The sequence below is a fragment of the Mesorhizobium sp. M0514 genome (assembly GCF_040321145.1).
In the GTDB taxonomy this organism is placed as follows: Bacteria; Pseudomonadota; Alphaproteobacteria; order Rhizobiales; family Rhizobiaceae; genus Mesorhizobium.
Genome location: NZ_JAMYQZ010000050.1, coordinates 1 through 12,454, shown reverse-complemented (window position 1 = coordinate 12,454; position 12,454 = coordinate 1). Strand labels below are relative to the sequence as shown.

13 protein-coding genes and 1 pseudogene are annotated in these 12,454 nt (G+C 63.3%); 10 read left to right on the top strand and 4 right to left on the bottom strand.

Annotated elements, in window-relative coordinates:
- Positions 1-122: 122 nt before the first annotated feature.
- The 7 genes from NKI61_RS20275 to NKI61_RS20245 are packed head-to-tail and all read left to right on the top strand — an operon-like array spanning position 123 to position 6,446.
- Entirely contained in the window at positions 123-755 is a 633-nt protein-coding gene (locus NKI61_RS20275; RefSeq protein WP_023682900.1) for a DUF4129 domain-containing protein, read from the top strand.
- The gene (locus NKI61_RS20270; protein ID WP_023736408.1) at positions 752-1,960 is read left to right on the top strand and encodes a hypothetical protein; all 1,209 of its coding nucleotides are present in this window, start codon (positions 752-754) and stop codon (positions 1,958-1,960) included. Before NKI61_RS20275 ends, NKI61_RS20270 begins: the two co-directional genes overlap by 4 nt.
- Positions 1,947-2,903 (top strand): AAA family ATPase, encoded by a 957-nt coding sequence (locus NKI61_RS20265; RefSeq protein WP_023698037.1) that lies wholly within the window; start codon positions 1,947-1,949, stop codon positions 2,901-2,903. Before NKI61_RS20270 ends, NKI61_RS20265 begins: the two co-directional genes overlap by 14 nt.
- Positions 2,900-4,210, top strand: coding sequence for a DUF58 domain-containing protein (locus tag NKI61_RS20260; RefSeq protein WP_352840453.1), 1,311 nt, complete (start codon positions 2,900-2,902; stop codon positions 4,208-4,210). Before NKI61_RS20265 ends, NKI61_RS20260 begins: the two co-directional genes overlap by 4 nt.
- Positions 4,207-5,226 carry a stage II sporulation protein M gene (locus NKI61_RS20255; protein WP_023715249.1) on the top strand — a complete coding sequence of 340 codons (1,020 nt, stop codon included), beginning with the start codon at positions 4,207-4,209 and terminating at the stop codon, positions 5,224-5,226. Before NKI61_RS20260 ends, NKI61_RS20255 begins: the two co-directional genes overlap by 4 nt.
- Positions 5,213-6,079, top strand: a complete 867-nt coding sequence (locus tag NKI61_RS20250) for an RDD family protein (protein WP_352840450.1) — start codon at positions 5,213-5,215, stop codon at positions 6,077-6,079. Before NKI61_RS20255 ends, NKI61_RS20250 begins: the two co-directional genes overlap by 14 nt.
- Positions 6,080-6,092: 13 nt before the next feature.
- On the top strand, positions 6,093-6,446 hold the full coding sequence (locus NKI61_RS20245; RefSeq protein WP_023702292.1) for a hypothetical protein: 354 nt from the start codon (positions 6,093-6,095) through the stop codon (positions 6,444-6,446).
- Between the two features lie 7 nt (positions 6,447-6,453).
- On the opposite strand, the gene NKI61_RS20240 is transcribed toward NKI61_RS20245, so the two are convergent.
- The gene (locus NKI61_RS20240) at positions 6,454-7,140 is read right to left on the bottom strand and encodes a D-lyxose/D-mannose family sugar isomerase (RefSeq protein ID WP_023694398.1); all 687 of its coding nucleotides are present in this window, start codon (positions 7,138-7,140) and stop codon (positions 6,454-6,456) included.
- 150 nt (positions 7,141-7,290) lie between these two features.
- On the opposite strand from NKI61_RS20240, the gene NKI61_RS20235 reads away from it, so the two are divergent.
- The 3 genes and pseudogenes from NKI61_RS20235 to NKI61_RS20225 all read left to right on the top strand — a co-directional run bounded on the left by NKI61_RS20235 (position 7,291) and on the right by NKI61_RS20225 (position 9,012).
- Entirely contained in the window at positions 7,291-8,349 is a 1,059-nt protein-coding gene (locus NKI61_RS20235) for a D-TA family PLP-dependent enzyme (RefSeq protein ID WP_352537636.1), read from the top strand.
- Between the two features lie 69 nt (positions 8,350-8,418).
- Positions 8,419-8,723, top strand: a pseudogene (locus NKI61_RS20230) (type II toxin-antitoxin system RelE/ParE family toxin).
- Positions 8,716-9,012: an addiction module antidote protein gene (locus NKI61_RS20225; RefSeq protein ID WP_023672893.1), complete on the top strand. Its 297-nt coding sequence runs from the start codon at positions 8,716-8,718 to the stop codon at positions 9,010-9,012. The pseudogene NKI61_RS20230 and the gene NKI61_RS20225 overlap by 8 nt, the downstream one beginning before the upstream one ends.
- A gap of 47 nt (positions 9,013-9,059) precedes the next feature.
- On the opposite strand, the gene NKI61_RS20220 is transcribed toward NKI61_RS20225, so the two are convergent.
- The 3 genes from NKI61_RS20220 to NKI61_RS20210 form a co-directional block, all read right to left on the bottom strand.
- Positions 9,060-10,691, bottom strand: a complete 1,632-nt coding sequence (locus tag NKI61_RS20220; RefSeq protein WP_352840448.1) for a tetratricopeptide repeat-containing sulfotransferase family protein — start codon at positions 10,689-10,691, stop codon at positions 9,060-9,062.
- A gap of 35 nt (positions 10,692-10,726) precedes the next feature.
- Entirely contained in the window at positions 10,727-11,398 is a 672-nt protein-coding gene (locus tag NKI61_RS20215; protein WP_023816258.1) for an outer membrane protein, read from the bottom strand.
- 191 nt (positions 11,399-11,589) lie between these two features.
- Positions 11,590-12,351 (bottom strand): heme ABC transporter permease, encoded by a 762-nt coding sequence (locus NKI61_RS20210; RefSeq protein ID WP_352537634.1) that lies wholly within the window; start codon positions 12,349-12,351, stop codon positions 11,590-11,592.
- Between the last annotated feature and the right edge of the window lie 103 nt (positions 12,352-12,454).

Here is a 12,454-nt window from a genome sequence, read left to right as displayed (position 1 = left end):
TTGTCCGGCAGCCGCAGTAGTAAATTTGCCAAGATTAACGACTGGCGTCTAGCCCACTTGCAAAAGTTACGCTGCATTGCCAGTGTCGGCTCGCGAACCGCAGGTTGCAGGGGGGCGAGAAGGTGACTGCTGCACAGCCGGACGCTGCGCAAGCCGAATGGCTGGCCAAACTGCACAAGCAGTTGCTGTCGGACGATTCGATCCAGTTCGACCTGCCGGCCTACAGACCACCCGAGACACCCGAGTGGCTGAGACCGCTGGGCGAGTTCCTGAAATCGCTCGGCCCGTACATGATCTACCTGTTCTGGGGCGCGGTGATCACAGGTGCCGCGATCATTCTGCTGCTGATTGTCCTTGAAGTGAAAGGCGTCGCCTGGCGCCTGCCCTGGTGGCGCAAAAAGAGCGTGACCGAGGCGGAAGCGATATGGCACCCCGACGTTGGCGCCGCGCAGATCCTGTTGTCGGAAGCCGATGCGCTGGCCGCCCGGGGCGAGTATGACGAGGCGGTGCATCTCCTGCTGCGCCGCAGCGTTGCCGACATTGCCGGCCGCCTGCCCGACTTCCTGCGCCCGTCGCTGACCGCGCGCGATATCGCGGGAGCGGCGTCGCTGCCAACGCGGGCGCGTGGCGCCTTTACCCAGATCGCGCGCATCGTCGAGGCGGCGTTGTTCGCGCGCCGGCCGGTCGGGCCCGAGGGCTGGCAGGAGGCGCGCAGCGCCTATGAGCGATTCGTCTTCAGGGATGCCTGGACGTGAGTGACGCGACAGCCGACATCGCCCAGCAGGAGCCGTTCAGCCGCAGGACGCTGTTCTGGGGCATTTTCGCCAGCCTGCTCGCGGCCGCAGGCTTCTTCCTGTTGTCCACCTATGCGCCCGACTTTCGCCAGCCGAGCGTCGGTGGCGCAACCCCGCTGTCGAAGAGCGGCATCGGCTATGCCGGCTTGGCGGAATGGCTGGAGCTGACCGGCGAAGCGCCCGACATGGCGCGGTCCGACAGCGATCTTCAGATCGACACGAACCTCCTGATCGTCACCATTTCGCCCGACAGCGACCCGGATGCGCTTGCCAACATCATCAAGCTTCGCAAGGGCCTGGATACGCTGTTCGTGCTGCCCAAATGGGCGACCTTGCCGCTGGCCTTGCACGAAGGCTGGGAGATGAAGATCCAGCGGCTGCCGGATGTGGTGGTCAACGACTGGCTCGGCCGCATCGCCAAGGCCAAGCTCGGCGAAGGTGAGACCACGGTCAAGCAACTCGACGTCTCAGGGCAAATGGTCAGCGTTCCCGGCCAGTTGCAATGGGTGGCCGACGAACACCCGCTGATTGCCGCCGGCAACGGCAAGGCCGTGCTGACCGAGATCGAAGACGAGCGGTTCTACATTCTGACGGACCCCGATCTCATCAATAACGCTGGCTTGAAAGATCCCGACAAGGCGGCGGCGGCGCTCAAGCTGATCGAGCTCCTGCAGCCCGAAGAGCGTGCCGTCATGTTCGACCTGACGCTGCATGGCGCGGGGCGAAAATACGACCTCGCCAAGCTTCTGGTCGAACCGCCTTTCCTGGCGCTGACGCTGACCATCCTGGCGGCCGCGGCACTTGCCTTCCTGCATGGTCTTGGCCGGTTCGGGCCGCCACGGGCCGATCAGCGCGCCATCGCCTTCGGCAAACGCGCGCTGGTCGACACCACGGCGATGCTGTTGCGCCGCGCCGGCCGGCTGGAGGAACTGGGCGACCGCTATGGAGCACTGGCACGCGTGCGCGCCGGCGCGCTGCTCGGCGCGCCGCACGGTTTGCAGGGCGAAGCGCTCGACCGCTGGCTCGATTCCCGCGACAAGGACGAAGCCGGCGGTTTCACGACCCGCCTGCAAGCTGCGAACGCGGCAAAGACCCTGACACAAATGCATGATGCAGCCGAAAAGCTGCACGACTGGACGGCAAGGAGGCTCGGTGAACGTCGATGATGTGAAGGCCCTGGCGACACAGATCAGGGAAGAGGTGGCCAAGGCCATCACCGGGCAACACGATACGGTCGATCTGATGCTCACGGCATTGTTCGCCGGCGGGCATATATTGCTCGAAGGACCGCCGGGCACGGCCAAGACGATGACGGCGCGCTGCTTTGCCCAGGCGCTGGGCGTCGCCTATGGCCGCATCCAGTTCACACCCGACCTGATGCCCGGCGATATCGTCGGTTCCAACATCTACAATTTCCAGACCGGGCAATTCACGCTGACGCGCGGCCCGATCTTCTGCGACCTTTTGCTCGCCGACGAGATCAACCGCACGCCGCCCAAGACCCAGGCTGCCCTTTTGGAGGCGATGCAGGAGCATGCCGTCACCTTCGACGGCACCACTCATGCGCTCGGCCCGAACTTCATGGTGGTGGCGACGCAGAACCCTATCGAACATCAGGGCGTCTATCCTCTGCCCGAGGCGCAGCTCGACCGTTTCCTGTTCAAGCACCGGGTGAGCTACCCCGGCGCGGAAGAGGAAAAGGCGATCATCATCCACCATGGCGGCGGCACCGCCTCGCACGACATCAAGCAGTACGGCATCACCGCCCAGGCCGACCGCAAGACGCTGGAAAAGGCGCTGGCGACCGTCGGCGGGGTCACGCTGGTCGACGATGTCGTCGACTATATCGCAAGGCTGGTGCGGGCTACGCGCGAAAGCCCCGATCTGGAAGTCGGCGCCAGCCCGCGCGCGGGCGCCATGCTGGCGAGAGCCGCGCGCGCCCGGGCGGCGCTCGACGGACGCGCCTATGTCATCCCCGACGACGTCAAGGCGCTTGCCGTGCCGGCGCTGCGCCACCGGGTGATCCTGTCGCCTGCGGCGCAGATCGACGGCCGCCTGGTCGAGCAGATCGTCACCGACCTCGTCGACCAGACGGAAGCGCCACGTTGATCTATCCGAGCGGCCGGGCAGTCTGGGCAGGTGCGGCCGGTGCAATACCGGCCTTCCTGATCGCGCTCGCGCTGCCGTCTCTGTGGTATCTCGGTCTTTTGTGGATTTGCGTGCTGCTTGCTTTCCTGGCCGTGGACGCGGCCGCCGGGCGCGGTCGGGCTTCTCTGAACGCCAGCATCCATGCACCGCCGCAGGTCAGCGTCGGCAGCCAGTTCACCGTCCACGTCACGGCCAGGCTTGGCGGGCGTCCGCGCGCGGTGCAGGCGCGTCTCGGCCATGATGCGCGGCTAGAGCCGCTGGGCGGCACCGGCGGGGCATTGACTGCTGAGGCCGGCAGCGCATCGCTCGACCTCAAATTCCAGGCGCTGCGGCGCGGCATGGCCAGGTTCGACCGCCTGTGGGTGCGCTGGCGCGGGCCGTTCGGGCTGGTCTGGAACCAGGTCGTGCTGCCGATGGACAGCAAGGTGGCGGTGCTGCCCGACGTCAGCAGCGCCCGCGACGAGGCGATCACGCTTTTGCAGCGACAGGCGCTGCCCGACGGCCATGCGCAGCGCCGAGCCGGCCAGGGCCGCGAATTCGAGGCGCTCAAGGATTACCAGCCCGGCATGGGCCGGCGCATGATCGACTGGAAGCGCAGCGCCCGCCACGGCAGGCTTCTGGCGCGCGAATTCCGCATCGAGGAGAACAACAACATCGTGCTGGCCATCGATAGCGGCCGCTTGATGTGCGAGCCCGTCGACGGCGTGCCGAAGGTCGACCGCGCCGTCACCGCCGCTTTGCTGTCGGCGTTCATTGCGCTGAAGGGCGGCGACATGGTTTCCCTGTTCGGCTTCGACGCGAGGCCGCGCGTCTCCAGCGGCGCCGTGCGCGGCTCCGCCAGCTTCGCCATGATCCAGAAGCGGGCGGCGGAAATCGACTATTCCACGGAAGAGACCAATTTCACCCTGGCGCTGACGACGCTGGCGGCGCGGCTCGACCGGCGCTCGCTGGTGATCATCTTCACCGACTTCGTCGATCCGATCAGCGCCGAACTGATGCTGCGCACGGTCGGCCGGCTCACCGAACGGCATCTGGTGCTGTTCATGATGATGAGGGATGTCGAACTGGAGACACTGGCCGACATGCCGCCGGACGCACCGGAGGATGTGGCGCGCTCGGTCGTCGCCGGCGGGCTGCTGCGCGAAAGGCAGGTCGTCATCGGCAGGCTCAGGCTGCTCGGCGCGCATGTCATCGAAGCCGACCATCAGAGGCTCGGACCGGCGCTGGTCGAGCGCTATCTCGAGTTCAAGCGGGAGGATCTGTTGTGAACGCGCTGGTCGGCAAGGATGCCGTGCGCCAGTCGCTGGCGAGCTTCCGTTCGGAGCGCGAGGCCGACTGGAAGGCGTTCGAGGCGCTGCTCGCCCGGGTCGAGAAACGCGCGCCGCGCACGCTCTCGGAAGACGAGTTGCTGTCGCTGCCGCTGCTCTACCGCTCGGCGCTGTCCTCGCTCTCGGTGGCGCGGGCGACCTCGCTCGACAATGCCTTGGTCGGCTATCTCGAGGCGCTGTGCCTGCGCGGCTATTTCTACCTCTATGGCGCACGCCGAGGGTTGCGGCAGCGCATCGGCGATTTCTTCCTGCATGACTGGCCGCATGCCATTCGCGATTTGTGGCGCGAGACCTTGCTGTCGGTCGTCCTGACCTTTGTCGGTCTCGGCGCCGGCTACTGGCTGGTGGCGAAGGACAAGGGCTGGTTCGACGCCATCATTCCGCCGAGCCTGGCCGGCGGGCGCAACCCGGATGCATCGGCGGAAGTGCTGCGGCAGGTGCTTTATGACGGCGCCGACAGCAATTTCCTGTCGGGCTTCGCCGCCTATCTGTTCACGCACAATGTCCAGGTGGCGATCCTGGCCTTCGCGCTCGGCTTTGCCTTCGCGGTGCCGAGCGTGCTCCTGATCCTGATGAATGGCTGCCTGCTCGGCGCGATGTTCCAAATCTATGTCGCCAAGGGGCTTGGCATCGAGCTGGGCGGATGGCTGTCCATCCACGGCACCACCGAGATGTTCGCGATCGCCTTGGCGGGCGCCGCTGGCATGCGTATCGGCACGCGTATCGCCTTCCCCGGTGAACTGACGCGGATGACGGCCGCAGCCGATGCCGGGCGCGTGGCGGCAACCACCATGGTCGGGGTGACGATCATGCTTTTGTTCGCCGGCCTGCTCGAAGGCATCGGCAGGCAGGTGATCACCAGCGACGTCACACGCTATGCCATTGGCGGCGGCATGCTGACGCTGTGGCTCTGTTATTTCTATTTGTTCAGGGTGGTGCGGCATGGCGACCGTTAGGCGCGCCGCCGTCTCGACGATACGGCCGCTGATCACGCCCGAAGGCGTCGATCTCCGGATAAAGCTCGCCGATGCCGGCACCCGCGCCGCCGCCTTCCTGCTCGACTTTGTCATCATCGTCGTCGCCGCAATCGTGATCACGATCGTCGCGCTGCTGGGCGTGGGCGGCCTCGGCGGCGAGGAAGCGCAGCCGCTGTTTGTCGTCTGGATCATCCTGATCTTCTTCCTGCGCAACGCCTATTTCATCGTCTTCGAGGCCGGCCGCCGCGCCGCCACGCCCGGCAAGCGGATGCTCGGCATCCGGGTGGCATCGCGCAGCGGCGCCGGCCTATCGGTCGATCAGGTCATCGCCCGCAATCTGATGCGCGAGATCGAGATCTTCCTGCCGCTGTCGATCATCCTCGGCCGCAGCGAGATGGGGCTCGCCGACACGTTGTCGACGATCTTCGGGCTGGTCTGGACGCTGCTGTTTGCGCTCTTCCCGCTGTTCAACCGCGACCGCATGCGCATCGGCGACCTGTTGGCTGGAACCTGGGTGGTCGAGGCGCCCAAGCTGGCGCTGGTCGAGGATCTGTCGCAAAGGCAAAATACCAACGCACGCGCCTTCCGATTCACCCAGGCGCAGCTCGATGCCTATGGCATCGCCGAACTGCACAAGCTGGAAGAGGTGCTGCGCCGCGACGACTATTTCGCCCTGAAAGCCGTGGCCGAGACGATCGGGCGCAAAATCGGCATGACAATCGAGCCGGTCGATTCCAGGGCCTTCCTCACCGCCTATTATGGCGAGCTGCGGGCACAGCTCGAACGCAAGCTTTTGCTGGGAACACGCAAGGCGGATAAGTACCAGCGGTAGATCGGAGTTCGGGATGCCGGCTCAAGTTAGCGAAGCGGAAAAAGCCAGAATAGAACGCGCCATTCAGGCGGCAGTCTCCGGATCCTGGAAGGAATTTGCAGAACTCACCGACGAACCGTTTCCAAACGATGCATCGATGAGGGAGCAATTCGGAGATACTTCTTCCCGACTTCAGCAAGCCGACGGAAATTGGGAAATGACCTCAGGCATAGGTATCGTGCCTGACGGCAGCGCGCGCCTGATCACAGTCTTGATCAAGGCGCCGCCCACCGTGGATATTGTCCTGACGCTGCACAGCACGAGCGATCGGGATGACAGCACGATCAGCATCTGGACGTTCTTTCAGCAGGTGAATTGGGGCGATTAGGCATCGCCTACCCCACCCACTTCTCATAGTCGGACACCAAAAGGTGCACCGGCGCGACATCCTCGTCGATGTTGGAGAAGCGGCCGATCGGCTCGCGGAAGACGTTGTCGGTGAGATCGTCATTGACGGTCGAGACCTCGCCGATCAGCACATCCTTGCCCTCGGCCCAGAAGGCGTGCCAGACGCCGGGCAGCAGCGTCACGCTCTGGCCCGGGTCGAGCTTCAGGAGCCCGCCTGCCGGCAGCCTGTGGATGGTGCCGTCGACCGGCACCGTCACTTCGGCCTTCGGATCGATGCCGCCGTCGCGATCGTGCATGAACAGTTCAAGCACGAGCTTACCGCCGCCGCGGTTGATGATGTCCTCGGCCTTGATGTTGTGGCGGTGCATCGGTGACAGCTGATCCTTGCGCGAGATCATGATCTTCTCGGCATAAAGCATGCCCATGCCCTTCTTCATGTCGGCATAGACGCCGTTGCGAACGGTGAACAGGAACAGGCCGAGTTCGTCGAATTTTTCCTGGCCGTAATCGGTGATGTCCCAACCGAGCCGCGAGGTGAAAATGGCGGCGGAGTCGGCCTTGCGCGCCTTCATCTCTTCCGGGCTCCAGTAGGCGAAGGGCGGCATGATGTAGCCGAACGAGCGGATGAAGGCGTCTGCATCGCGGATGATGTCGTTGACGGTGGAGCGTTTCATGATCGTGATCCCTTCGCGTCGCGTTCCCTGGAGTTATCTGAAGCGCATAGCCGAACAGCGCTGCGGTGTCGACGCAAACTGCGTGCTGGCCCCATGACATCCGTGCGGATCGGGGCCATAAGTCAGCCAGATTTCCCAGGGTGATATTTCATGCAAGGCATAGACGACCTCGACACGCCGGCGATCCTCATCGACGCAGCCCGCGCCGAAGCCAACATCACACGAGCGCAGGCGCATGCCGACCGCCACGGGCTGAAACTCAGGCCGCACATCAAGACGCACAAACTGCCTTATTGGGCGAAGAAGCAGATGGCGGCCGGCGCGGTCGGCATCACCTGCCAGAAGATCGGCGAGGCCGAAGTGATGGCCGATGCCGGGCTGACCGATATTTTCCTGCCCTACAACATCCTTGGCCGCGCCAAGCTGGAGCGCCTCAAGGCGCTGCATGGCCGCGTGACACTGTCAGTGACGGCCGACAGCCGCGAAACACTGGAGGGGCTCGCCGCCACCTTCACCGATGCAGGGCACCCCCTGCCCGTCCTGGTCGAATGCGATACCGGCATGGGCCGTTGTGGTGTGCAAAGCGCCGCCGAGGCGCTGGCACTGGCGAAGTTGATCGACCAAGCCAAGGGGCTCACCTTCGGCGGGCTGATGACCTACCCCGCGGCCGGCCGCGCCGCCGAGGCTGAATCCTGGCTGGCCGGCGCCAAACAAACGCTCGCGGCCTCGGGTCTCGCCTGTGATCGCATCTCCAGCGGCGGCACGCCTGACATGTGGCGCTCGGGCGAGGACAGCGTGGTGACCGAATACCGCCCCGGCACCTACATCTACCTCGACCGGTATCAGGTCGCCAAAGGCGTCGGCACGCTCGACGATTGTGCGCTGACGGTGCTCGCCACCGTGGTCAGCCATCCGACGCCGGCCCGCGCCATCCTCGACAGCGGCAGCAAGGCGCTGTCCAGCGACACGCTGGGGCTCGCCGATTTTGGCGAGCTGCTCGGCATGCCCGGCGCCCGCGTCACCAGCTTGAGCGAGGAACATGGCACGGTCACGCTTGCGAATGGCGCGAGCCTGCGCATCGGCGAACGCGTTCGCGTGGTGCCTGATCATTGCTGCGTCGTGACCAACCTGTTCGACCAGGTGCATCTGATCGACGGTGACAAGGTGCTGGAAACGCTGAAGGTGGAAGCGCGTGGGCGGATGGGGTGAGGCTTTTCGTTTTGGAGGCTCGCCCTATTTCGACATTGACGAATTGTAATTTATAACTTACTAGTCCCCATGGCAATCCTGAAGCAGACAGCCACCTTTCGGAGGTGGCACCAAAAGCTGAAAGACGGAAGAGCCAAGGCGGCAATTGCCGTTCGGCTGCAACGTTTGATTGTATGAAATCCCGGCGACGTGGCCCCAGTGGGTGAAGGCATCAGTGAATTGCGCATTCACTATGGGCCCGGCTATCGCGTTTATTTCACAAGCGCGGTGAAACGGTCATCCTGCTCCTGTGCGGCGGGGATAAAAGTTCACAAGAAACCGACATACGGACAGCAAAGCGCCTGGCCGTAGAATGGAGTGACGACAATGGTTGAAAAAATCTATGATTTCGATCCCGCCGAAATGCTCGATTCCGATACGGCAATCGAGGCGTTTCTGGCAGAGGCAATGGAAACCGGAGACGCCAAATTCGTCGCGTCCGCCCTCGGTGTCGTTGCCCGCGCCAAGGGGATGAGCAACATTGCCAGAAAGACCGGCTTGGCTCGCGAGCATCTTTATACCTCGCTCAGCGAAAACGGTAATCCTACGCTGGAAACCACACTGGCGGTCATGAAAGCATTCGGCTTTCATTTGGCCCCAAAGCACGATGCAACTCAGGTCTAATCTACGCCAGCGCGCGTCGAGCGCGAGGTTGTTCGGGCCAACTGAAATCAGGACTGATAAACCGGACCCAGCGCCGCCTTCAGCGGATCCAGCGCGTCGCCATACAGCTTCCAGCGCTCGACCGAGGATGAATAGATCGGCTGGCGCACCTGCCAGCGGCTCGGCGTCCGCACGGTGCGCTCGGTCTCGTTGAAACGCAGGCAGGCATCGTCCCACTCAACGCCGAGGAATCCGATCAATCCACGGGCGCGATTTTCGAAATCGGCGACCGTTTCTTCGTAGGGCATGTCGTGGATATTCAGCGGGATGACCTTGGTCCAATGGCGCATCAGGCGGTCATACTGCCGGTAATACTGCCCAAGCTTGGTCAGATCAGCATTATAGCCGTGCGCCTCGGAAAAATTATGCATGAAACAGGACGCGCAATTGTCCATCGGGTCACGCCGGCAATGGATGATGCGGGCATTCGGCAAGATCAGGCTGATGAAGGCCAGCAGCTCGAAATTATGCGGCATCTTGTCGACGACAAGCCGCGCCTTGGTGTTGCGTCTGTTGAGATCGTCGAGATATTTCGATCCAAGCTCCTTGGCCTTGGCCGCAGTGAGCGCCGCCATGCCCTTGGTGAAAATGGCTGGGTCGAGCTTGTCGAACCCAAGTTCGCCGGCAAGTGAACGAATGGTCGACAACTCCCCGGCGCCATTGATATCGCGATGACTGGCGCATATCTGCTCGGTCAGCGTCGTTCCCGACCGTGGCATGCCGACGATGAAGACCGGGCGTCTGGATGGATTTCCCAAATTGGCTCGCGCCTCGAAGAAGCCGGCGTCGAAAGTGTCGATGAAGCTGTCGTAAAGCTGGGTGTGCCGGTCGATGTCGAAATCATTGCCGGAAATCGCCTTGGCCCTCGCGAAATGGCGGATTGCCGGGCGATACTCGCGCTGATCGTTGAGCATCTTGCCGGCGGCATGGTGCAGCACCACCCGCTCGCGATCGGTGGTCGTCGGCAATTCCAGACGAGCCCGTATTAGAGGCAGCGTCGGATCATCCTTGACCGCCCGGCGCGCCAGCGCCATTCCGGCCAGCGCTTCGACATGGCCCGGGTCGATGGCAAGGGCCTTGCTGAAGCATTCGACCGCCTCGGCCGGCCGTCCAATGTCGGTGAGCAAATCACCCATACCGGCAAGTGCCATCACCGACTGGCCGTCGATAGCCAGCGCCCGGCGATAGAACCCTTCAGCAATGTCGCCCTCGAGCTGGCTGCGGTAGGAGCGGCCGAGATTGCACAGCGCTTCGATGAGCCCTCCGTCGAGCTCGATCGCCTTTCTCAGATGTCTGCGCGCCTTGTCGACGTTGCCGGTGACATTGTAGGCATTGCCGAGATTGTTGCGGAAGATGGCGTTGTCCGGTTCGAGCTTGACCGCCCTTTCCATATAGGCAATGGCGGCGTCATGATGCTCGGCCTCGATGGCGAGCGTGCCCATCAGGTTCAGCGCCATGGCATTTTTGGGCTGCGTGCGAAGCACCGTCTGGTAGCAGAACTCGGCCTCGCGAAAACGCTTGCGCCGTTGCAGGTCGATGCCGCGCTGCAATGTCTTTTCCGCCGGCTCACCGGCGGTCGGCAGCGAGGCTGGGATCATTGCCGGCAGGCCCAGGGGTTGCCGGCGTGGCAAGAGCGGCATCCGTCAAATCCCGGTCGCGGCCTGCGACGAACCAATCAGAACTTCAGGGTAACGCCAAGCTGGAGATTGTGGGAGTACAATTTGGCGTTCTCGTATGTGCCGCCGCCATCATTGTCGTCTAGATCCACGCTTGTCACGGCCTTAAAGCGGTAACCGAAATCGAGGTCGACATTCTGCGTTACCGCGTAGGTAACACCGGCGCCCACCTGGCCGGCGAAACCCCAGCCGCCAGGCCCGTATCCAAAGGCGTGGCCATCAAAGTGAGTATCGGCGGTAACATAGGCCGCGCCGACACCGCCGCCGACATAGAGTTTGGCATCACCAAAATGCGCAACATCGGCCCAGACGTTGGCGAGAAGATAGGTGGCCGACAGATTGCCGGAAGCCGGATAGTTGCCGACGCCCGTGTAGCTGTATTCGCTTGCCTTGTAGCGCGCGTAGGACAGTTCGCCTTCGACACGAAACACATCGTTGATGCGCCGACCGACAGCGCCGCCGATTACGAACCCGGTATCAAGATCGACTGAATAGCCAGTACCATTGTAGTCCGTTTTCACATGGTTCGGGAAACTGGCGCCGCCGAAGAGCGTGACGTACCAGAGATCCTCCGCCCTCGGAACGTCGACAATCGCGTCGGCGGCGTAGGCCGAACTCCAACCAAGCACCAATGCCGTTGTCGACACACCAGCGAGTAGAAGCAGTTTCATCGTCGATTCCCTCGTGGCCTTCCAGCTACTTGCTCGCCTGGGTTGGAGCTGTCAATAAGCAGACGCAGTCAGGGCACTCTTTCAGCAATCCTCGTTGCTATACAGCAACATAGCAGCATATTCTAATTTAGACGGAGACAGGCAAAGGCTGCTGTTCGGTTGTCATTCGAGTGGCCGGAAAAGAGAACCGCCTAGTCGCGTTGCTCTGCCTGCCGCGCCGCGATGCGCCGCATGGCGATCACTCGCCGACGGCGGATCTCGGTGCGCATCGCCGTCAGGTGCAGCGCGAAGAACAGCACGGTGAAGCCGAGCGCCATCACCAGCAGCGGCCATAGCAGGCTGGGATCGATCGTCGGCCCGCCGAGCCGGAACACCGAGGCCGGCTGGTGCAGCGTGTTCCACCAGTCGACCGAGAATTTGATGATCGGGATGTTGATGAAGCCGACCAGCGTGATGATGGCGGCAGCCCAGGCGGCGCGGCTGGCGTCATCCAGCGCGCGCGTCAGCGCGATGATGCCGAGATACATAAGAAAGAGGATGAAGACCGAGGTCAGACGCGCGTCCCAGACCCACCAGGTGCCCCACATCGGCTTGCCCCAGATGGAGCCGGTGACCAGCGCAAGCGCGGTGAAGGTGGCGCCGATCGGGGCTGCCGATTTCAGGGCGACATCGGCCAAGGGATGGCGCCAGACCAGCGTGCCGAGCGCGGCGACCGCCATCACCGTGTAGCACATCATGGCGAGCCAGGCGAAAGGCACGTGGATATACATGATGCGCACCGTGATGCCTTGCTGGAAATCCTCAGGCGCGGCAAAGCTCATATAGAGACCGGTGGCTAGCAGGATCGCGGCGATCGACGCCAGCCACGGCACCAGCCTGTCGGCCAGCCCGACAAAGCGCGTCGGGTTGGCGAGGTCGGTCCAGCCGGCGAGGCGTGAGGAGGTGTCGCTCATAAGGTCTAGATAGACCGGCGGCGCGTTCGGGGCAATTGAGCGGTTGTCGCAGTGCTTACCCTCCCCCTTGTGGGGAGGTCGCTGCAAAGCAGCGGGGTGGGGT

Coding starts and splice junctions, on each gene's coding strand:
- NKI61_RS20235 (WP_352537636.1), top strand. CDS start 7,291: ATGCAAGGCATAGACGACCTCGACACGCCGGCGATCCTCATCGACGCA.
- NKI61_RS20250 (WP_352840450.1), top strand. CDS start 5,213: ATGGCGACCGTTAGGCGCGCCGCCGTCTCGACGATACGGCCGCTGATC.
- NKI61_RS20245 (WP_023702292.1), top strand. CDS start 6,093: ATGCCGGCTCAAGTTAGCGAAGCGGAAAAAGCCAGAATAGAACGCGCC.
- NKI61_RS20240 (WP_023694398.1), bottom strand. CDS start 7,140: ATGAAACGCTCCACCGTCAACGACATCATCCGCGATGCAGACGCCTTC.
- NKI61_RS20225 (WP_023672893.1), top strand. CDS start 8,716: ATGGTTGAAAAAATCTATGATTTCGATCCCGCCGAAATGCTCGATTCC.
- NKI61_RS20215 (WP_023816258.1), bottom strand. CDS start 11,398: ATGAAACTGCTTCTACTCGCTGGTGTGTCGACAACGGCATTGGTGCTT.
- NKI61_RS20220 (WP_352840448.1), bottom strand. CDS start 10,691: ATGCCGCTCTTGCCACGCCGGCAACCCCTGGGCCTGCCGGCAATGATC.
- NKI61_RS20210 (WP_352537634.1), bottom strand. CDS start 12,351: ATGAGCGACACCTCCTCACGCCTCGCCGGCTGGACCGACCTCGCCAAC.